This window comes from Sphingomonas sp. RS2018, from assembly GCF_054489605.1.
On the sequence record NZ_JBTMWL010000003.1, the window covers coordinates 467618 to 486905 of the forward strand.

Sequence of the window (19288 nt, forward strand, 5' to 3'; positions counted from 1 at the left end):
CGAGTGAGTCGGGCGGCGGTTACAATGGTTACGGGGCGGCGACAATCGGCGTGAGGCCGAGCGCGGCGCGGATGTCTGCCCAAGAGACGTATTTGAAGTTCTGCCGGTCGGGCGCGTTGTCGCCGTCCTGTGCCACCATCAGCCCGGCGGGGAAGGCGGGACCGAAGTCGCCGACCGCCAGGTCTATGCCGTCGGTTTCGCTGGTGCCGTCGACGGTCCCGTTCGCAACGATACGAAACCGGCCGACATAGGACACGTCGGGCAGGCGATAGACGACATAGGCGTTGTCCCCCTGGCTGGAGGCGATCAGGTAACCGCCGTCACGCCCCTCGGGCGCGAGTGCAAGCCCCTCGGCATCAGCGACCAGCCGGCGGCCGTCGACCACGCCGATGCCGGTTGCGGTGCCGGGTGCGGCCGGATCGGCGGCGAAGCGCCACAGACCGATGTCCTCCTCCGCAACGTAGAGCTGACCCGTGCGATCGTCGACGACGCAACCTTCGGACTGCGAGCCGAGCTTCATCGAGCGGACGGTGCGGACGGCGGGCGTGATGCCGGTCGTATCGATCGCGACCTGGTCGATGCGGCCGTCCTTCATCACGACGAAGCCGAACAGCGCCTTGTCCGCCGCACGGGTCCACAGGCACATGCCGTACGCTTCGCCGGTACCGACCGGATAGCGACCAAGCAGTACGAGTCGGGCGGCGGCGGCGTCGAGCGCGAACAGCGAGACGTGCGCGTTGGCGACATCGGCGCGGTCGCTGGCCGCCACGATCACACGCCCGCCGACTTCGCGCAGGTCGACGTTGTTGAGGCGTGGGGCCGGGGTGAAGCTCAGCCGCTTGCCCGACAGGTCGTGGACGTGGATGCCCGCCTGCTTGTCGGTGCCGATGACCAGGCTCTTCGCCGGATCGGCGGCGTTACGCCAGATCGCGGGGTCGTCGGCGGCGTCGGCGGCGGTCTCGACCGGATCGGTCTCGGCCGCCGCACGCACGTCGCGGGTCTCCGCAATGCTGACGACGGTCTTCGGCGTCGTGGTGCAGCCCGCGAGGGCGAGTGTCGCGATCAGCGTCAGCCTCACAGCTTCACCCGCACGCCGCCGAACAGCGAGTAGCCGAACTTCTCATATTCGTACACGCGCTGCCGCTCGCCGAAGTAGCGGACACCGGCCGAATTGGTCAGGTTCTTGCCCTCGAAGAAGACGTTGACGCCCTTCAGCACCTGGACGCTCGCCGTGGCGTCGAGCTGGCCGCGGCCTTCCCAGTAGAGGTCGAGCGCGGGGACGTCGGCATTGATCTCGTCGAGATAGTCGCTGCGCTTCGTGTACGACACGCGCAGGTTCACCGGGCCGCGCTCATAGAACAGGGCGGCGTTGTACAGGTGCTTCGACTGGCCCTGCAGCGGGTAGACCGAACGGCCGGCGTACGCCGCGCCGAGCTTCGCATCCGCCTCGGTATAGGTGTAGTTCGCCGCCACCCCGAACCCGCCGAGCAGGCCGGGGAGGAAGGTGAACTGCTGCTGCCAGTTGACTTCGACACCGTAGAGCTTTCCGTCCGGCGCATTCTCCGACCGCGTCAGCAGGGCGGCGGCGCCCAGATAGGTGCCGGCGCGGGTGACGGTGTAGCGATAGTCGTTCAGATCCTTGTAGAAGGCGTTGACCGATAAGACGCCCAGCGGACGCAGATAATATTCGATGCCGGCATCGACATTGTTCGACAGCAGCGGCTTCAGGTCCGGGTTGCCCAGTTCGACGCGGACGACATTGGCTTCGGTCGCATCCAGCACGCGCGGGACGATCGACGGGAAGTTCGGCCGGTTGATGCCGCGCCACAGCGCGAAGCGACCGATCAGCGTCGGCGTGAAGGCCTGACGCAGCGTCAGGTTCGGGAAGAACTCGGTATAGCCCTGCTTCGCCGGCGCGGCGAGCGTCGGGGTGGTCGCGCGGAAGTCGGTCGTCTCCACGCGGACGCCGGCGATGACGGTCGTCCCGCCGAATTCGCCCCGCGCCTGGCCGAACATCCCCATGATCTTTTCGTTCGCGCGGTAGTCTGCCGACAGCGACTGCGGCAGGCGGCGTTCCGATGTCGGCTTGGTCCGGTCGAAATAGGCGTCGGCGAGCGCACCGTCGATCGTCTGGCCGAGGTTGTAGTCGAAGTTGGCCGACGGATCGCCGCTCAGGAGCTGCGTCAGAGTCTGGGTCGGTGCGGCGGCGGCGCGGCGATCGCGGAAGCGCTCCTCGTCGGCGATGATGTTGCGTTCGCGATACTTGCCGCCGACGCTCAATGTGATGTCCTGCACACCGAGCGACAGCGGCGCGTCGAAGCGGGCGTTGGCCGACGTCTCGTCGTTCAGCGTCGAATTGCTGCGATACGTATTCTCGCGGAAGGCGAAGGTATCGGTCCGCAGATGCTCGCCGGTCGTGAACAGCGTGTAGCGCGGCAGGTCGGCGTCGCCCGAGAAGTCGTAGCCCTGCGTCGGCCGCAGCGTCGAGCGGAACAGCAGTTCGTCGCGGCGCGGATAGGTCTGGTCCGACTTGCTGTAGGCGCCGCCGATCGTCAGCTTGCCGCCGCCGACCTCATGCTCCAGCCCGCCCGACACGGTCCAGATCTCATTGACCTGCACCCGGTGGCGCACCTGCTTTTCGATACGGGTGTTGGTGTAGGTGCCGCTGGTGTTGGTGGCGCCGGCCTGCAGCGTGCCCTCCGTCCAGAGGATGCCGAGACGGTCGCGGAACTCATTGTCCTCGAACCGTGCATAGCTGCCGCGCACGAACACGCGGGTCGCGTCGGTCGGGCGCCATTCGAACGCGCCGGAACCGGCGATGCGCTCGCGCTTCGTGTCGTAATCCTTGAACAGCGTCTCCGTCACGCCGAAGACGCGGTTGGCGGCGGGGCCGACCAGCGCCCAGGTGTTCTCGACATTCTCGGGCTGGCGGTGGGTGAAGGAATAGCTGCCCGACAGCAGCACGCCGACGGTACGGTTCGCGAAGACGTTGCTGACCGTGCCCGACGCGCGATAGTCGCTGGTGTCGCCGAACTGGTTGTAGCTGCCGCCGGCCATGGCCGACACGGCGAAGCCGCGGCGATCGAAGGGCGAGCGCGTCGAGATGTTGATCGCGCCCGACACCGAATCGGCGTCCTGATAGGGCAGCAGCGACTTCGACACTTCGAGGTTCGAGACGATGTCGGAGGGCAGGGTATCAAGATCGACCGCGCGGGTGGTCGGATCGACCGACGACACCGATACGCCGTCGACCGTTACTGCGCTGAATTCCGCCGGCGCGCCGCGGACGTTGACGTAGCGGCCTTCGCCCTGGTCGCGTTCGATGCCGACGCCGGGCGCGCGTTGCAACGCCTCGGCGATGTTCGGATCGGGGAAGCGGCCGATCGCGTCGGCGGACAGGACCGTGCTGGTGTTGTCGGCCTGACGCTGTTGGTTGAGCGCGCGTGCGGTCGTGTCGGCCAGCGAGCCGACCACGACGATGTCGGTGCCCGAGCCGGCGGCCAGCGTCACGTCGATCGTCGTCGCGCGGTCGGCGAGGGCGATGGTGCGGCGATCGTTCGGACGACCGAGGTAATCGAACAGCAACGTCACGGCGCCATCGACCGGCACGGCTATGGTGAAGGTACCGTCCAGCGCGGTGGTCGCGGTGGTGCCCGTGCCTTCGACGACGACGCGGACGCCCGGCAGCGCGGCGCCGCTCGCGTCATAGACGTGACCGGTCAGCGTCGGGCCGGCGGCAGGTTCGGCGGTGGCGGTCGGAATCGGATCGGCGGCGCGCGCTGGCTGGGACACCAGCCCGGCGAGGCCGAGCGCGATGAACGATGCGCCCGCGACGAACCGCGTGCGTGCTGAAAGGTTGGTCACCTGTAGTCCCCCGATATGGCTGATCGAAGCGGCGGGATCGTCTGGCGCGATCCGCGTCCGCTCTCGAGGACGCCGATGGCGGGGAATTGTTACGCGCATGTTCCGCAGCGATGACGACGGTGGGTCGCTTCGATGACAGCTATGTTACGGTGCGCGCCCGCGCTAACGTCGCGGCAAGTAAGGGCGGGGAACACAGAGACATGGCAATGCAGTTCGCCGCGCTCGATTGGGCGGTGGTGGCGCTTTACGTGCTGGTGATGGTGGGGGGCGGCTGGGCGTTTTCTCGGGTGAAGACCCGAGACACGCGCGACTATTTTCTGGCGGGCGGCAGCGTGCCGGCGTGGCTGGCAGCGGTGTCGGTGCTGTCGGCGACCCAGTCCGCCGCGACCTATCTGGGCGGGCCGGACTTCGGCTACCGCGCCGACTATGCCTATCTGGGGGCGGTCGTCAGCCCGATCCTCGCGGCGATCTTCGTCGCCTATTTCCTCATCCCGCGCTTCTACGCGATGCGCGCGACGACGGTCTACGAACTGCTCGGCTACCGCTACGGCGTGCGGGCGATGCGCTGGGCGGGCGGCATGTTTCTGGTCGGACGGGTGCTGGCGGGCGGGTCGCGGGTCTATCTGGCGGCGATCGCACTCGCGATGGTGACGACCGGCGGGGTAAGCGCGTCGGGCGTGATCGCGGCGGCGGGCGTGGTGATGGTGGCGGCGTTCCTCTTCACCTTCGTTGGCGGGTTGAAGTCGGTGATATGGAACGACCTGATCCAGTTCGCGATCTACGTCGGTTCGGCGATCGCGGTGCTGGTCTATCTGCGCCTGTCGATTCCGGCGACGACTGCCGAGATCATCGCCGGCATTTCGCCAACGCCGGCGGGGGTCGACAAGCTGGCGTTGTTCGACTTCACCACCGACCTGTCAAAGCCGTTCGGCATCATCGCGGTCTTCACCGGTCTGTTCCTGCTCAACGTCGGCAACAGCGGGCTGGATCAGGATACCACGCAGCGCCTGCTGGCGTGTCCCGATGCGAAGACGGGCGCGCGCGGGCTGATCCTGTCGCAGTTGGCAAGCGTGCCGCTGATCGCGATGTTCCTGACGATCGGCGTGCTGCTGCACGTCTTCTACGATCGCCCCGACCTGATGGGCGGCGCGACCAGCGCGGCGGCGACCACGTTCGCAGGCGAGAAGATCGCGATCTTCGTCCACTATATCCTGACCGAGATCCCGGCGGGACTGCGCGGGCTCGTGACGATCGGGGTAATGGCGGCGGCGGTGGCGACGACCAATTCGGCGCTGAACGCGATGTCGTCGGTGATGGTCGGCGACTTCTACCGTCCGTATCGCGAGGCGCGCGGTGGGGCGAGCGAGCAGCATTTCGTCCGTGCGGGCCGCGCCGGTATGGCGGTCGTCGGGGTGGCGATGTTCGGCATGGCGGCGCTCAGCTATTACTGGCAGCGCTATTCGGACACGCCGCTGCTGGAATTCGCATTGTCGGTAATGGTGTTCGCCTATGCCGGGTTGCTGGGCGTGTATTTCGTCGCGGTGTTCACGACGCGGGGATCGACGAATTCGGTGATCGCGGCGCTGATCGCGGGGTTCGCGACGGTGTTGCTGATGCAGCCGTTCGTCGCGGGGCCGCTCGGTTTGCCGATGCCGGGGGGCGTAGCCTTCCCTTATCAGCTGTGCGTCGGCGCGCTGGTGGCGGCGCTGGTGTGCGCGGTGCCGCGCGGGCCGGGCGTCAGCTGATCGGCCGCTTCTCGAGCTTCCGCGCCAGCGTGCGGCGGTGCATGCCGAGACGCCGCGCGGTCTCCGAAATGTTGAAGCCGGTTTCGGCCAGCGTCTCGTTAATCCGCTCCCACTCCAGCGTCTTGATCGACGTCGTGCGCGTCGCGACCGGCACCGCGACGTCGCCGCCCGCGCGGCTGAACGCGGCCTCGATATCGTCGGTGTTCGACGGCTTGGCGAGATAGTGGCACGCGCCGAGCTTGATCGCCTCGACCGCGGTGGCGATGCTGGCGAAACCGGTCAGCACGACGATCAGCATCGCCGGATCATGCGCGTGCAGCCGCTCGACGCAGGGCAGGCCAGAGGCGTTGCCGAGCTTCAGGTCGACCACCGCATAGCCCGGCCGCGCCTCCGCCAGTACCGTGTCGATCTCCTCCGGCCCGCGCGCTAGCCAGACGCGGTAGCCGCGCCGCTCGAACGATCGCCGCAGCGTGCCGGCGAAGGTCTCGTCGTCCTCGACGATCAGCAGGCGGCGGTCCTCGCCGATCATTGCAGCACCCGCCCGGCGAGCGGCAGGATCAGGCGCACCTGTGCGCCGCCGTTCGCGCTGTTCGCTGCCTCCAGCCGACCGCCAAGCCGTCGCGCCACCGTGGCGGCGAGGAACAGGCCCATGCCGTGGCCGGCGCCCTTGGTCGACTGATAGGGGCGGCCGATGGTGGCGAGCTGCGTCTCGGCGAAGCCCGGCCCCTGATCGGTGACGGTGATGGCCAGCATCTCGCCCTCGCGTGACGCTATCAGCGCAACGCCGGCGGGGGAGGCTTCGGCGGCGTTGTCGAGCAGGTTCCACACCGCCTGACGGAGCGAGGCGGCGGCGACGACGCGGGCGCCGTCCAGGCCCGATCGGGCGTGGTCGAGGGGGAGGTGGGGGTGGGTGGGGCGCCATTCGGCGACGACCTCATCAAAGAACATCTGAGCATCGATGTTCTCCATCGGCTCGCCCCGCGGTTCGCCAGCGGAGTGCAGAATGTCGGTGACGATTACCTTGCAGCGCTCGACCTCGGCGCGCATCACCGCCAGATCGCCCGACAGGTCGGCGTCGCCGGTCAGCCGCGGCATCCGCTGCCAGTCGGCGATGATGACCGACAGCGACGCCAGCGGCGTACCCAGCTCATGCGCCGCCCCGCTGGCGAACAGGCCCATGCGGACGATGCCGTCCTCCTCCGCCGCATGTTCGCGCAGGTCCGCCAGATAGCGGTCGCGCGCGCGCAGGTTGCGGGTGATGCGGGTGATGAACATGCCGAGAAGAACGCCGGTCAGCACGAAGCTGATCCAGGCGCCGAGCGTATAGAGGTCGGCGACCTCCGGGATCAGGCCGGGGGGATAGACCAAGGGCACGTGCCGCAGGCTGAGCCCGGCGTAACAGAGGCTGGCGACGCCGACGAGCACCCAGGCCGACCACATCTCCAGCAGGATCGCACCCAGCACGACCTGCAACAGGTAGAAGGAAATGAACGGATTGCCGGTGCCGCCGCTGAGGTAAAGCTGGGCGGTCAGCGCGATCATGTCGAGCAGCAGGGCGAGAAGGATTTCGACATTGGTGATGCGGTGCCGGGGTAGCAGCACGCCCGCGATCACGTTCGCGACCGCCAGGAGCGCGACGACAACAAGCATCGGTGCGAGCGGCAGGGGTACGCGCAGGCCGAGACTGACCGTCAGGATCGTGACGAGCTGTCCCACCACCGCGACCCAGCGCAACTGGATCAGCTGGCGCATGTTGTCGCGCTCGGGCGCGTCGGTCGGGGTCATCGCACACCGCCGCGACGGAGCAGCAACCACGCGCCGAAACCGGACATGGCGGCGAGCGCAAACCAGGTCAGCGCATAGATCAGGTGCGTGTTGCGGAAGGCGACGACGGTCAGCCCGCCGACCGGATAGCCGCCGGGATTGGGGGTGGCATCGGCATCGATGAAATAGGGCGCGACGCCCGACAGGCCGCGCGATGATGCGATGGCGGCGACGTCGCGCGAATACCAGCGGCCGGCGGCGGGGTCGTTGCCGCGCAGGAAACCGCCGCCGGGCTCGGTCGCGCGGGCGAGGCCGGTCACCGTTACCGTGCCGGTGGCAGGCGGGCGTGCGGAGGGCGCGCGATACTCGGCCGGCACGAAGCCCCGGTTGACGAGGAGGATGCCGCGCCCGGTGTCGAGCGGGGTCATGACCCACCAGCCGGCACCGCGCTCGGTCAATGCCTGCACCAGCGTCTCGCGGTCATGCCGGAACCGCCCGGCGACCCGCACGCGGGTATAGGCCATGTCGTCGCGCCACCGCACGGGCGGCGGCACCGGGGCGGCATGGAGGCGGCGTTCGACCCGCGCGATCAGGTCGAGCTTCCACGCCCGCCGCTCGACCTGCCAGACGCCCAGCGCCGCGAACGCAAGCGTCAGGGCGATGCACAGCGCGGCGAACAGCCGCCGTTTCACGGCGCGTCCGCCATCCCTCCGCCGGGCATCGGCATCATGTTCGTGTTCAGGTGGAACATGATCCACAGCGACCCGCAGATGACGATCGCGACGATGACCAATGTGAACAGCAGCGCGAGCAGCGTCCAGCCACCCTCCGACCGGGCGCTGACGTGGAGGAAGAAGATGGTGTGGACGACGATCTGCGCCACCGCTAGCGCGACGACGGCGATGCCGGTGGCGCGCGGATCGCCCAGCACCCCGCTCATCACCAGCCAGAACGGGATGGCGGTGAGTAGCACCGACAGGCCGAAGCCGATGAGGTAGCTGCGGCGGCTGCCGTGATCCTCGGTCGCCTCATGTCCCTGATGATCGACCGGCCCATGATGATCGGTCGGCTCATGATGATCGGTTGGGGCCTGATGGACAGGTGCGCTCATCGCAGGACTCCCAGCAGGTAGACGAAGGTGAAGACGCCGATCCAGACGACGTCGAGCAGGTGCCAGAACATGCCGAGGCACATCAGCCGGCGGCGGTTGGCGGGGTTCAGGCCGTGCTGCGACAGCTGCACCACCATCACCGCGATCCAGATCAGCCCGCACATCACGTGCAGGCCGTGGGTGCCGACCAATGTGAAGAAGGCGGAGAGGAAACCGCTGGTCTGCGGGGTCGCGCCTTCGCCGATCAGCTTGGAGAATTCATACAGTTCGACGCCGACGAACGACAGGCCGAAAAGCGCGGTGATGCCGAGCCAGACCTGCGTCGCGCGCAGCCGCCCCGCCGCCGCGTCGATCGCCGCCATGCCGAAGGTGATCGACGACAGCAGCAGCAGCGCGGTGTTGAGCGCGACCAGCGGCAGTTCGAATATCTCGCCCGGCGTCGGCCCGCCGGCATAGCTGGTGCCGAGCACGCCATAGGTGGCGAACAGCGTCGCAAAGATGAGCGCGTCGCTCATCAGGTATATCCAGAAACCGAGCGCGGTGGCGTTGCCGCCATGCTCCTCTTCGAGGACGTAGAAGTCCGGTGGCGTATTGGGGTCGGAAACGGTCTGGCTGGTCATGTCAGGCCTCCGCCGTCGCGGGGTTGGCGCGGGCGACACTCGCGACCTCCTCGGCCGGGATGTAATAGTCGCGGTCGTAGTTGAAGCTGTGGCCGATCGCGACGCCGATCATGCCGACGAAGGCGACCGCCGCCAGCCACCAGATGTACCACACCATTGCGAAGCCGAGCGCGAGGGCGAGGCCGGAGATGATGACGCCCGCGCCCGTGTTGCGCGGCATGTGAATCGGTCGCCAGCCGTCCGCCGGCACCTCGTGCCCGCGATCCTTCATATCGTGCCACGCGTCGAGCTGATGCACGCGCGGCGTGAACGCGAAGTTGTAGGCGGGCGGGGGAGACGACGTCGCCCATTCCAGCGTGCGGCCGTCCCACGGATCGCCGGTGGTGTCGCGCAGCGCCTCGCGGTTGCGGATGCTGACCGCGATCTGGATCAGGAACGCGCCGATGCCGACCGCGATGATGGCGACGCCGATCGCGGCGATGATGAAATAGATCTGCAGCGACGGATCCTCGAAGTGGCGGACGCGCCGCGTCGTGCCCATCAGTCCGACGATGTAGATCGGCGTCCACGCGACCCAGTAGCCGATCACCCAGCCCCAGAAGCTGACCTTCCCCCAGAACGGGTCGAGCCGGAAGCCGAACGCCTTGGGGAACCAGTAGGTCATGCCGGCGAACAGCCCGAACACGACACCGCCGATGATGACGTTGTGGAAGTGCGCGACGAGGAACAGCGAGTTGTGCAGCACGAAGTCGGCGGGCGGCACCGCCAGCAGCACGCCGGTCATCCCGCCGACCGTGAAGGTCAGCAGGAACGCGACCACCCACATCATCGGCAGTTCGTAGCGGATCTGTCCCCGGTACATCGTGAACAGCCAGTTGAAGATCTTCGCCCCGGTCGGGATCGAGATGACCATCGTCGCGATGCCGAAGAAGCTGTTGACGCTGGCGCCCGACCCCATTGTGAAGAAGTGGTGCAGCCAGACGAGGTAGCTGAGGATCGTGATGACGACCGTCGCATAGACCATCGACGAATAGCCGAAGAGCCGCTTGCCGGAGAAGGTCGACGTGATTTCGGAGAAGATGCCGAAGACGGGCAGGACGAGGACGTAGACCTCCGGGTGGCCCCAGATCCACACCAGGTTCCAGTACATCATCGGGTTGCCCCCGAGATCGTTGGTGAAGAAGTTGGTGCCGACGTAGCGGTCGAGCATCAGCATCGCGAAGGCGCCGGTCAGGACCGGGAAGATCGCGGTGGCCAGCACGTTGCTGCAGAGCGCCGTCCAGCAGAACACCGGCATCTTCATCATCGTCATGCCCGGCGCGCGCATCTTGATGATCGTCGTCACCATGTTGATCGAGCTGAGCGTCGTGCCGACGCCGGCGATCTGCAGCGCCCAGAGGTAATAGTCCGGCCCGGTATCGGGGCTGTTGGCGAGGTTCGATACCGGCACATAGTTCAGCCAGCCCGCGCGGCTGAATTCGCCGACGAACAGCGATACCATCACCAGCAGCGCGCCCGCCGCCGTCAGCCAGAAGCTGAGGTTGTTGAGATAGGGAAAGGCGACGTCGCGCGCGCCGATCTGCAGCGGCATGACATAGTTGATGAGGCCGACCACCAGCGGGATCGCCACGAAGAAGATCATGATCGTCCCGTGCGCGGTGAAGACCTGATCGTAGTGATGGGCGTTCAGATACCCCTCGTTCCCGCCGAAGGCCATCGCCTGCTGCAATCGCATCATGATCGCGTCGGCGAACCCGCGCAGCAGCATGATGATGCCGAGGATCATGTACATGATCCCGATCTTCTTGTGATCGACCGACGTGAACCATTCGCTCCACAGCCAGCCCCACAGCCGGTACTTGGTGACCGCCCCGACGATGCCGAAGCCGAGCAGCACGACGACCGCGAAGGTGCCGAGCAGGATCGGTTCGTGGATCGGGAAGGATTCGAAGGTCAGCCGACCGAAGATCGTCTTGACGAGGGTGTCGGACATCAGGCGGCTCCGCCGGTATCGGCTGAATGGTGGGGGGCTGGACGGGGCGGGCGGGCGGACATCTCGCGGTTCTTTGCGGCGCCCGGCTTCGCATTGCCCGGCGGCGCCTTGTCGACCGGCGCGGTGCGATGGGGCACGGGATCGATCTCGCGCTCGTCCTTGAACAGTGCGCCGTCCGGTTGCCCGCCGCGCGGCTGCGACTGGCGGCCCGGCGGCATCGCGCCGCCGTCGTGCTGCATCATGTCGCTCATGCAGCGGGTGCCAGGCGCCACGCAGCGTTCGACGACGCGGTCGAAGAGCCCGGCCTGCACCGCGGCGAAGTGGATCGGCTTCACCTTCTCGCTGGGCTTTTCGAGCTTCAGATAATTGGCGGTCGTCAGCGCGAAGCGCGACCCGCGCGCGGCATCGGCCCAGCGCGCGAAGCCCGCCGCATCGGTGCCGACCAGGCGGAACTTCATGTCCGAGAAGCCCGCGCCGCTATAGTTGGCCGACATGCCGGTCGTTGCGCCGGGGCGGTTAAGCACGGCGTGCAGCGTGCTGCGCATGCCCGGCATCGCATAGACCATGCCAGCCATCGTCGGCGCGTAGAAGCTGTTCATCATGTTGCTGGACGTGATGTCGAACCGCACCTGCCGGTCGACGGGCAGGACGAGTTCGTTGACGCTCGCGATGCCGAACTCGGGGTAGATGAACAGCCATTTCCAGTCGAGCGCGACCACCTGCACCAGCATCGGCGGCTGTTTCTTGTCGATCGGCTTCGTCGCCGAGATGCGACCGAGCGGGCGGAACGGGTCGAGCAGATGCGTGCTCGACCACGTCAGCGCGCCCAGCGCGATGATGATGGCGAGCGGCGCGGACCAGATGATGAGTTCGAGCGACGTCGAATGATCGAATTTCGGATCATAGGTCGCGTCCGTGTTGCCGCGGCGATAGCGCCACGCGAACACGACGATCAGCGTCATGACCGGCACGATGATGAGCAGCATCAGCCCGGTCGAGGCGTAGATCAGGTTGCGCTGCTGCAATGCCACGTCGCCGCCCGGATCGAGCACGGTGCCGCTGCATCCGGCGAGCAGGGCAAGCGCCGCGAGGGCTGGGATCGACCGGAGGAGTGGCGGTTCGCGCATGATGATCGCCTAGGCCGAAGGGCTGGTGCCGCGACAGTGGACATTTTGTCCAATGCCCGGACGCCCGCATATTTTGCACAAGGGGCGTTGCTGGTCCAATACACGGTCGGCGCGTTTGCGAATACGGCGATGTGCCGCGGGAGCCTGGGTGAGCATGACGGCAACGACGATCGAGCCAGAAACCGGCGCGCCGGACGCGAGCGCACCCGATTCCACGTCGCTGGAGCGCGATGCCCAGCTCGTCACCGCGGAGGGCAAGCCGATCGCACCCGGCGAAATCGCGATCGGCGTGATCGTGGGGCGGGCGAGCGAGTTCTTCGACTTCTTCGTCTATGCGCTCGCCTCGGTGCTGGTGTTCCCGGCGCTGGTGTTCCCCTACGTCGATGCGCTGACCGGCACGCTCTATTCCTTCGCGCTGTTCTCGCTGGCGTTCATCGCCCGGCCGTTCGGCACGTTGATCTTCATGTGGATCGACCGAAACCACGGGCGCGGCGTGAAGCTGACGATCGCGCTGTTCCTGCTCGGCGGATCGACGATGGCGATCGCGCTGCTGCCGAGTTACGGCCAGGTCGGGACGCTGTCGGCGGTGCTGCTGGGCGCGTTCCGCATCGGGCAGGGCGTGGCGCTGGGGGGCGCGTGGGACGGGCTGCCGTCGCTGCTGTCGCTGAACGCGCCGAAGGACCGCAAGGGCTGGTACGCGATGATCCCGCAGCTGGGCGCGCCGATCGGCCTGTTCGTGGCGGCGGCGCTGTTCGCCTATTTCCTCGCCCTGCTGTCGCGTGAGGATTTCCTCAGTTGGGGCTGGCGCTATCCGTTCTTCGTCGCGCTGGCGATCAACGTCGTCGCGCTGTTCGCGCGGCTGCGCCTCGTCGCGACGCCCGAATTCCTGCACCTGTTCGAAAGCCGCGAGTTGCAGCCGTCCCCCGCGTTCGCGACGCTGTTCCGGCAATGGCGAACGATCGTGCTCGGCGCCTTCGCCCCGCTCGCCAGCTTCGCGCTGTTCCACCTCGTCACCGTCTTTCCGCTGTCGTGGGTGACGCTGTTCGCCGACGAGGACCCGGTCCGCTTCCTCTTGATCGAGGCGGGCGGCACGGTCGTCTTCATCCTCGCCATGCTGGCGTCGGGCTTGATCGCGGACCGGGTCGGACGACGCGCGGTGCTGGGCGTGTCGGCGGCGCTGATCGCCGCCTATAGCGGGTTCGCGCCGCAGCTGCTGAACGTCGGCGGAGTGGGGGAGACGGTGTACATGCTCACCGGCTTCGCACTGCTCGGCCTCGCTTTCGGCCAGTCGTCGGGCGTGGTGAACGACAAGTTCGCGCCCAACGACCGCTATACCGGCGCGGCGATCGTCGCCAATTCGGCCTGGGCGATCGGCGCGGGCTTCGCGCCACTGGTCGCGCTGTTCCTCGCCAGCCGGTTCGGTCTGTGGTCGGTCGGCCTGTACCTGCTGTCCGGCGCGATCTGCACGCTGGCGGCGCTCGCCATTAACAAGGAATGGGCGCGCGAGGCCGACCGCGTCTGAGGCCCAATACTTCGGTGATGCCGACCATGAACATGACCGCAGACGCGCGTTCTATGCGGTTTGAGAGACAGTCGGTTGCTCCACCGGCATGTCTGACCAAGTGATCAAAATACTACAACGCGTCAAAGCAATGATGGTTAACCTCCCGCATAATAACGCGCCTTTCGACTTTAGTCTAACGGATCGGCCGTCGACTTGCGGGGTATTCGTGTAGCTTGCTAGCCGAAGCCCCTCTTTGAAAGGTGGCGATGCTAGAGGGGCTATCGGTGTTTCCTGAGACGGAAGAGTGGGAAGAAACTCGGGATCAACGGCTCGAGTTCGGTTCAGCCGAAGTCTATCCCTGGTGGATGATCGCGTTCACCGCCGTGCAGATCATTCTCGTAGCGGGCCATTACGAAAAAATCTGGTGGGCTGTACCTGGATCAGGAAGTTCCTCCTGTGCCCCGCGTGATGGTGACTGCCATGATGAGGTTCAATGCGAAGAAGATCAGCGGACCGGCCACCGACTGACAAACGTTCGCTTCACGCCCGACTGCAACTGAGTCGGTTCTGAGAAGTCGCCAGCCGAGTTGTGGGGGTATGTTCCGACATCAGTCGTGTGAACAGGTTAGATCGCCGACCAAGCTCTATGGATCTGCCGACAACAAGCGTCGGCGGGACCACGCTAATGGTGTCACAACTGCTGGTCGGGACGCCTCGAATGGGCACACCGATCCCGTCGAAAATTGGCTAATTCTCAACGAGATGGATGGTGGACGCACTTGGGCTCGAACCAAGGACCCGCTGATTAAGAGTCAGCTGCTCTACCAACTGAGCTATGCGTCCGTCCGTCGTCGGGGCAGTGGCTTGCGACCGCCGCCCGCGTTCGGGAGGGCGCTCACTACCATCGGGCGGTGGGTTTGCAAGCCCTTTTCGCGAGAAAAAGCGCGTTACCAGCCGCCGGGGCGGCGGCGGTTGTCGCGGTCGATGGACATTAATATTCCGAGGCACAGCAGGATCGTCATCTGCGCCGATCCGCCGAAGCTGATGAGGGGGAGGGGGATGCCGACCACCGGTGCCAGGCCCATCACCATCATCAAGTTGATGGCAACATAGAAGAAAATCGTGGTGGCGAGGCCGGCAGCGGTGAGGCGTTCGAAGCGGCCCTTGGCGCGGACGCCGACCATCACGCCCCAGCGGATCAGTAACATGTAGGCGCCGATGATGAAGAATCCGCCCATCAGCCCCCACTCTTCCGCCATGGTAGCGAAAGCGAAGTCGGTGTGGCCTTCGGGCAGATAGTCGAGGTGGCTCTGGCTGCCCTGCAGGAAGCCCTTGCCGTCGAGCCCGCCCGATCCGATCGCGATCTTCGACTGGCTGATGTGATAGCCGGTGCCGAGCGGGTCGCTTTCGGGATCCATGAAGATCAGGATGCGGTTCCGCTGATAATCGTGGAGGCCATAGGCGAAGACCAGCGGCCCGGTGACGGCGAGCAGCGCCGCCCCGCCGATGAACAGCCGCAGCGGTACGCCGGCGAGGAACATCACGGTGACGCCGCCGAACGCGATCATCAGCCCGGTGCCGAGATCGGGCTGGGTCATGACGAGCACGAACGGCACGCCGAGCAGGACGCCGGCGGGCACCAGCGAGCGGAACTTGCGCGTCTCGGCGGGGGGCAGCAGCTCGTAGAGCCGTGCCATCGCCAGCACGATCGCGGGCTTCATCAACTCAGAGGGCTGCAAATTCATGAAGCCGATGTTGAGCCAGCGCTGGCTGCCGCCGCGCACCGCACCCAGCAGCTCGACCAGCACCAGCAGGACCAGCAGAACGCCGTAGGTCGGGAGCGACGCGGTGCGCCAGATCGACACGGGCACGCGCGACATGGCGACGGCGAGGCCGAGGAAGGCGGCGAACTTGATCGCCTGTTGCAGCGCCCAGGGCCGGATGCTGCCCCCCGCCGCCGAATAGAGCACGACGAGCCCGAAGCCGCCGATCGCCAGCACGAGGAAGATGATCCGCCACGGCAGCTGTGCGAGCGGGGCGGGCACGAAGCCGGTGACGGGCGCCTTTATCACCGCGACGGCGCCGGCGAGGGTGAGGCTTCGGGGGCCGGTGCCTCGACCGGCAGCTCTTCGGTCCGGCCCTCCGCCACGCCGGTCGTCGGCGTGGCGGCGTTGGCGGCCTCGACCGCGGCGTCGACGACGGTGCTGGCCGCGGCCTCGGCATCCTCGGGTGGTGCGGCGGCGGTGGCGGGGTTCTGACGCGCGGCGTACTCAGCGCTCTGCTGCGCCATGCGCGTGCGGATGTCGCCGCCCCAGGTCGGCTCGACCTCGGCCAAACTCTTCAGCGCACGCTCGCGGTCGAAGAGATAGGTCATGATGTCGCGGCCGGTGAGGGGGGTGTCGAGGTTGCGAACCGTATGGCCGTTATGTTCGAGCACGATCGCGGCGGCATAGCGGGGGTTCTCGGCGGGCGCGAAGCAGATGAAATGGGCGTGATCGCGCAGCTTGAAGGGCAGCTGGCCGTTCGAGAGCACGCCCGAGCGGCGCTCCGCCATCGTGATGCGGCGGACCTGCGCGGTGCCGGTCTTGGCCGCCATCGTGATGCCGGGCACCTGCAGGCGCGACGCACCGCCGGTGCCGCCGCCGTTGACCACCGCGCCCATCGCCTCGCGCACGATCGCGAGGTTCTGCGCGCTGAAGGGCAGGGCGCCGGGGTTGCGATCGACCTTCGCCGACAGCAGGCCGGGCAGCAGCATCCGCCCCGACGCGATCCGCGCCGCCATCACCGCCATCTGCAAAGGATTGGCGAGGACGTAGCCCTGACCGATCGAAGCGTTGAGCGAATCGGCGACGGTCCAGTTCGTCTTGTACTTGCGCTGTTTCCACGCGCTATCGGGGACGGTGCCGTAGCGCTGGCTGGTGAAGGGCAGGTCGAACTTCTGCCCGAGTCCGACCGCGCGGGCGACCGGGGCGATACGGTCGTAGCCGAGCCGCCGGACCATTTCGTAGAAATAGATGTCGCAGCTCTGTGCGATGGCGCCGCGCAGGTCGAGCGGACCATGACCACGCCGCTTGTGGCAATGGAAAACACCGTTACCGACCCGGATCGCGCCCGAGCAGAACACGCGCTCGTTGGGGCTCACGCCGGCTTCGAGCAAGGCGAGGCCGTTCATCGGCTTGACGGTGGAGCCGGGCGGATAGAGGCCCTGCAGCACCTTGTTCATCAGGGGGACGTGATCGTCCTCCGACAACATCTTCCATTCGTTCTGACTAATGCCGTCGGAAAAGCTGTTGGGGTCGTAGGCGGGCATCGACACCATCGCCAGAATCTCGCCGGTCTGGCAGTCGAACACGACCGCGCTGCCCGAGTTGGTGCCCAGACGCCGCGCGGCATATTCCTGAAGGCCCGCGTCGATCGTCAGGCGGACGGTGCGACCGGGCACATCGGGGCGCGTCTCGAGCTCGCGCACCAGCTTGCCGCGCGCGGTGACCTCGATCCGCTTGGCGCCGGGCTTGCCGCGCAGCAGCGGCTCCAGCGTCTTCTCCAGCCCGTCCTTGCCGAATTTGAAGCCCGGCGTGATGAACAACGGGTCGCGCGTCGCCTTATATTGCTCAGCGGTCGCGGCGCCGACATAGCCGGTCACATGCGCGACCGCGGCGCCGGCCGGATAGTTGCGCGAGAAGCCGCGCGTCGGCGACACGCCCGCCAGTTCGGGCAGGCGCACGCTGACCGCGGCGAAGCGGTCCCAGTCCAGATTCTCGGCGACCTGCACGGGTCGGAAGCCGGCGGAGCGATCGAGCTCGGCGTTGACGCGGCCAAGCTCGTCGGGTGGTAGCGCGAGGATCTGGGTCAGCACCGCCATGACGCGACCCTTGTCCTCGATCCGTTCGGGGATCAGATCGACGCGGAAATCGGTGCGGTTGTTGGCGATCGGCGCGCCGTGGCGATCGACGATCCAGCCGCGGCGGGGGGGAACCAGCGTCAGGTTGACGCGGTTGCTCTCGCTCAGCAGCGAATAGCGCTCGTTCTCATAGACGGCGAGCCACGTCATGCGGGTGGCGAGCAGCGCGCCCACGCCGATCTGCAGCCCCGACACCACCATCGCGCGGCGCGTGAAGCTGAACGCCTGGGTCGCCTCGCTGACGATGCGGCCGCCGCCGATCATGCCGCCACGTGCCAGCGCGCGTCGAGACGAGCGACGAGCCGCGCGGCGAGGGGGTAGAGCGCCACCGCGGTCATTACCTGGATCAGGACGAGCAGGTCGACATGCGCGCTCAATCTAACCGTGACGATGCGCGAGAGCAAAAGGCACAATGTCGAAGCAGCCGCCGCGATCGCCCAATCCTGCCGGAAGGTGCGCCAGACGAGCCGCTGGTCGATCAGGTCGACGCCGATCGACGCCGCCGTCCACAGCGCCATGGCGAGCCCGAACGGCTGGCCGCTGACGAGATCGTCGAACAGGCCGAGCGGCAGGGCCGCCCAGATCGGAAACACCTCCCGATCACGCAGGCGCCAGGCGAGCAGCATCAGCAGGCCGCAGGGCGGCAGCCACGGCACGTTGGCGACGATCGGCAGCAGGACGGCGAGCGATCCCGCCACGATCGATCCGGCCGCGACCGTGCGACGGACGCGATTGGATGGCGGGGTGTAGAAGGGGGAGGCCGGCCGCGGCGATAGCATCACTGGACCCGCGGCGCCGGGGGCGGCGGCAGCGCGGGCAGGAACGGCGCGTTGACGGTCGCGAAATCGAGCGAGTCGGGATTGGCGAGCATCCGCGCGGGCGCCGTGTCGCGCGAATTCGTCGTGACCTTCGCCACCGGCACGCCGGGCGCGTAGAGGCCGCCGGTGCCCGAGGTGACGAACAGGTCGCCGACCCGGAACGGCGCATCGGCCGAGCCGGCGGCGCGCACCTCCAGCTGTCCGTCGCCACGGCCCGAGATGATCGCGGCGAGATTGTCGCGCGTGCGGCGTACCGGCACGATGCTTTCCGCATCCGTCAGCAGCAGCACGCGCGCGGTGTTCGGCCCGGTTTCGAGCACGCGGCCGATCAGTCCTTCGGGTCCGCGCACCGGCTGGCCGGGCAGTACGCCCTGGAAGCGGCCGGCGTTGAGCGTGGCGAAGCGGCGCGTGCTGGAACCGGTGGAGTTCACCAACCGCGCGACGACGACCGTGCCCGGCAACGCATCGCGCACGCGCAGCAGCGCGCGCAGACGGAAGTTTTCCTGAACGATCGTGCGGGCACGCAGCACGATCGCCTGCTCACGCTCGCGCTGCGCCCTGAGCGCCCGGATCTTGTCGGCGCCGCCGAAATAGTCGGTGAGGCCGTTGGGCGCTGTGGCGGCGCGGCGCAGCCCGGCGAGGCCCGACGACACCGGCGTCGTCAGCTCGGCGATGCCGGAGCGGAAGGCGGCGAAGGCGGGCGGGTTGAAGGTCGAGAGGAGGACGAGCACCAGCCCGACGATGACGCCGGACGCAGCCGCGACGTACCCGATGAAGACGCCATATTGCGCCCGCCGCGAAAACCCGGTTCGCCGTGCTGCTGGCGGTGCCATGACCCGCC

The 19288-nt window shown here is 67.3% G+C and carries 15 protein-coding genes and 1 tRNA gene; 2 read left to right on the plus strand and 14 right to left on the minus strand.

Annotation, left to right across the window (positions count from 1 at the left end):
• Nucleotides 1-28 precede the first annotated feature (28 nt).
• Both ACX40P_RS11710 and ACX40P_RS11715 read right to left on the minus strand, forming a co-directional pair.
• A complete protein-coding gene (locus tag ACX40P_RS11710) occupies nucleotides 29-1078 on the minus strand; it encodes a phytase (protein WP_459126512.1) in 1050 nt (349 codons plus the stop codon).
• Complete coding sequence (locus tag ACX40P_RS11715; RefSeq protein WP_459126513.1) at nucleotides 1075-3864, minus strand: TonB-dependent receptor; 2790 nt, start codon at nucleotides 3862-3864, stop codon at nucleotides 1075-1077. The genes ACX40P_RS11710 and ACX40P_RS11715 overlap by 4 nt, the downstream gene beginning before the upstream one ends.
• Nucleotides 3865-4064: 200 nt before the next feature.
• On the opposite strand from ACX40P_RS11715, the gene ACX40P_RS11720 reads away from it, so the two are divergent.
• Nucleotides 4065-5609 carry a sodium:solute symporter family transporter gene (locus ACX40P_RS11720; protein WP_459126514.1) on the plus strand — a complete coding sequence of 515 codons (1545 nt, stop codon included), beginning with the start codon at nucleotides 4065-4067 and terminating at the stop codon, nucleotides 5607-5609.
• Here the strand turns inward: ACX40P_RS11720 and ACX40P_RS11725 are convergent.
• From ACX40P_RS11725 to cyoA, 7 genes are read right to left on the minus strand one after another with little or no spacing between them, the layout of a single operon-like run.
• On the minus strand, nucleotides 5602-6138 hold the full coding sequence (locus tag ACX40P_RS11725; protein ID WP_459126515.1) for a response regulator transcription factor: 537 nt from the start codon (nucleotides 6136-6138) through the stop codon (nucleotides 5602-5604). The genes ACX40P_RS11720 and ACX40P_RS11725 overlap by 8 nt on opposite strands.
• Nucleotides 6135-7394 carry an ATP-binding protein gene (locus tag ACX40P_RS11730; protein WP_459126516.1) on the minus strand — a complete coding sequence of 420 codons (1260 nt, stop codon included), beginning with the start codon at nucleotides 7392-7394 and terminating at the stop codon, nucleotides 6135-6137. Before ACX40P_RS11730 ends, ACX40P_RS11725 begins: the two co-directional genes overlap by 4 nt.
• Entirely contained in the window at nucleotides 7391-8065 is a 675-nt protein-coding gene (locus ACX40P_RS11735; protein WP_459126517.1) for an SURF1 family protein, read from the minus strand. The genes ACX40P_RS11730 and ACX40P_RS11735 overlap by 4 nt, the downstream gene beginning before the upstream one ends.
• Nucleotides 8062-8484 carry a cytochrome o ubiquinol oxidase subunit IV gene (gene cyoD / locus ACX40P_RS11740; protein WP_459126518.1) on the minus strand — a complete coding sequence of 141 codons (423 nt, stop codon included), beginning with the start codon at nucleotides 8482-8484 and terminating at the stop codon, nucleotides 8062-8064. The genes ACX40P_RS11735 and cyoD overlap by 4 nt, the downstream gene beginning before the upstream one ends.
• The gene (gene cyoC, locus ACX40P_RS11745) at nucleotides 8481-9104 is read right to left on the minus strand and encodes a cytochrome o ubiquinol oxidase subunit III (RefSeq protein ID WP_459126519.1); all 624 of its coding nucleotides are present in this window, start codon (nucleotides 9102-9104) and stop codon (nucleotides 8481-8483) included. Before cyoC ends, cyoD begins: the two co-directional genes overlap by 4 nt.
• Nucleotide 9105: 1 nt before the next feature.
• Nucleotides 9106-11097 carry a cytochrome o ubiquinol oxidase subunit I gene (cyoB, locus tag ACX40P_RS11750; RefSeq protein ID WP_459126520.1) on the minus strand — a complete coding sequence of 664 codons (1992 nt, stop codon included), beginning with the start codon at nucleotides 11095-11097 and terminating at the stop codon, nucleotides 9106-9108.
• Nucleotides 11097-12224, minus strand: a complete 1128-nt coding sequence (gene cyoA / locus ACX40P_RS11755; protein ID WP_459126521.1) for a ubiquinol oxidase subunit II — start codon at nucleotides 12222-12224, stop codon at nucleotides 11097-11099. Before cyoA ends, cyoB begins: the two co-directional genes overlap by 1 nt.
• 154 nt (nucleotides 12225-12378) lie before the next feature.
• On the opposite strand from cyoA, the gene ACX40P_RS11760 reads away from it, so the two are divergent.
• Nucleotides 12379-13746, plus strand: a complete 1368-nt coding sequence (locus ACX40P_RS11760) for an MFS transporter (RefSeq protein ID WP_459126661.1) — start codon at nucleotides 12379-12381, stop codon at nucleotides 13744-13746.
• A gap of 749 nt (nucleotides 13747-14495) precedes the next feature.
• On the opposite strand, the gene ACX40P_RS11765 is transcribed toward ACX40P_RS11760, so the two are convergent.
• The 5 genes from ACX40P_RS11765 to mreC all read right to left on the minus strand — a co-directional run bounded on the left by ACX40P_RS11765 (nucleotide 14496) and on the right by mreC (nucleotide 19280).
• A tRNA-Lys gene (locus tag ACX40P_RS11765) sits at nucleotides 14496-14571 on the minus strand.
• A 104-nt stretch (nucleotides 14572-14675) separates the two neighbouring features.
• On the minus strand, nucleotides 14676-15797 hold the full coding sequence (gene rodA, locus ACX40P_RS11770) for a rod shape-determining protein RodA (protein WP_459126662.1): 1122 nt from the start codon (nucleotides 15795-15797) through the stop codon (nucleotides 14676-14678).
• Nucleotides 15797-17893 (minus strand): penicillin-binding protein 2, encoded by a 2097-nt coding sequence (gene mrdA, locus ACX40P_RS11775; RefSeq protein ID WP_459126522.1) that lies wholly within the window; start codon nucleotides 17891-17893, stop codon nucleotides 15797-15799. Before mrdA ends, rodA begins: the two co-directional genes overlap by 1 nt.
• The gene (locus ACX40P_RS11780; protein ID WP_459126523.1) at nucleotides 17890-18408 is read right to left on the minus strand and encodes a rod shape-determining protein MreD; all 519 of its coding nucleotides are present in this window, start codon (nucleotides 18406-18408) and stop codon (nucleotides 17890-17892) included. The genes mrdA and ACX40P_RS11780 overlap by 4 nt, the downstream gene beginning before the upstream one ends.
• Nucleotides 18408-19280 carry a rod shape-determining protein MreC gene (gene mreC / locus ACX40P_RS11785; RefSeq protein ID WP_459126524.1) on the minus strand — a complete coding sequence of 291 codons (873 nt, stop codon included), beginning with the start codon at nucleotides 19278-19280 and terminating at the stop codon, nucleotides 18408-18410. The genes ACX40P_RS11780 and mreC overlap by 1 nt, the downstream gene beginning before the upstream one ends.
• Between the last annotated feature and the right edge of the window lie 8 nt (nucleotides 19281-19288).

Bases quoted from the DNA above. Each gene is read 5' to 3' on its own strand.
- ACX40P_RS11720 (WP_459126514.1), top strand. From the start codon at position 4,065: ATGGCAATGCAGTTCGCCGCGCTCGATTGGGCGGTGGTGGCGCTTTAC.
- ACX40P_RS11725 (WP_459126515.1), bottom strand. From the start codon at position 6,138: ATGATCGGCGAGGACCGCCGCCTGCTGATCGTCGAGGACGACGAGACC.
- ACX40P_RS11730 (WP_459126516.1), bottom strand. From the start codon at position 7,394: ATGACCCCGACCGACGCGCCCGAGCGCGACAACATGCGCCAGCTGATC.
- cyoD (WP_459126518.1), bottom strand. From the start codon at position 8,484: ATGAGCGCACCTGTCCATCAGGCCCCAACCGATCATCATGAGCCGACC.
- cyoC (WP_459126519.1), bottom strand. From the start codon at position 9,104: ATGACCAGCCAGACCGTTTCCGACCCCAATACGCCACCGGACTTCTAC.
- cyoB (WP_459126520.1), bottom strand. From the start codon at position 11,097: ATGTCCGACACCCTCGTCAAGACGATCTTCGGTCGGCTGACCTTCGAA.
- cyoA (WP_459126521.1), bottom strand. From the start codon at position 12,224: ATGCGCGAACCGCCACTCCTCCGGTCGATCCCAGCCCTCGCGGCGCTT.
- ACX40P_RS11760 (WP_459126661.1), top strand. From the start codon at position 12,379: ATGACGGCAACGACGATCGAGCCAGAAACCGGCGCGCCGGACGCGAGC.
- mrdA (WP_459126522.1), bottom strand. From the start codon at position 17,893: ATGATCGGCGGCGGCCGCATCGTCAGCGAGGCGACCCAGGCGTTCAGC.
- ACX40P_RS11780 (WP_459126523.1), bottom strand. From the start codon at position 18,408: ATGCTATCGCCGCGGCCGGCCTCCCCCTTCTACACCCCGCCATCCAAT.
- mreC (WP_459126524.1), bottom strand. From the start codon at position 19,280: ATGGCACCGCCAGCAGCACGGCGAACCGGGTTTTCGCGGCGGGCGCAA.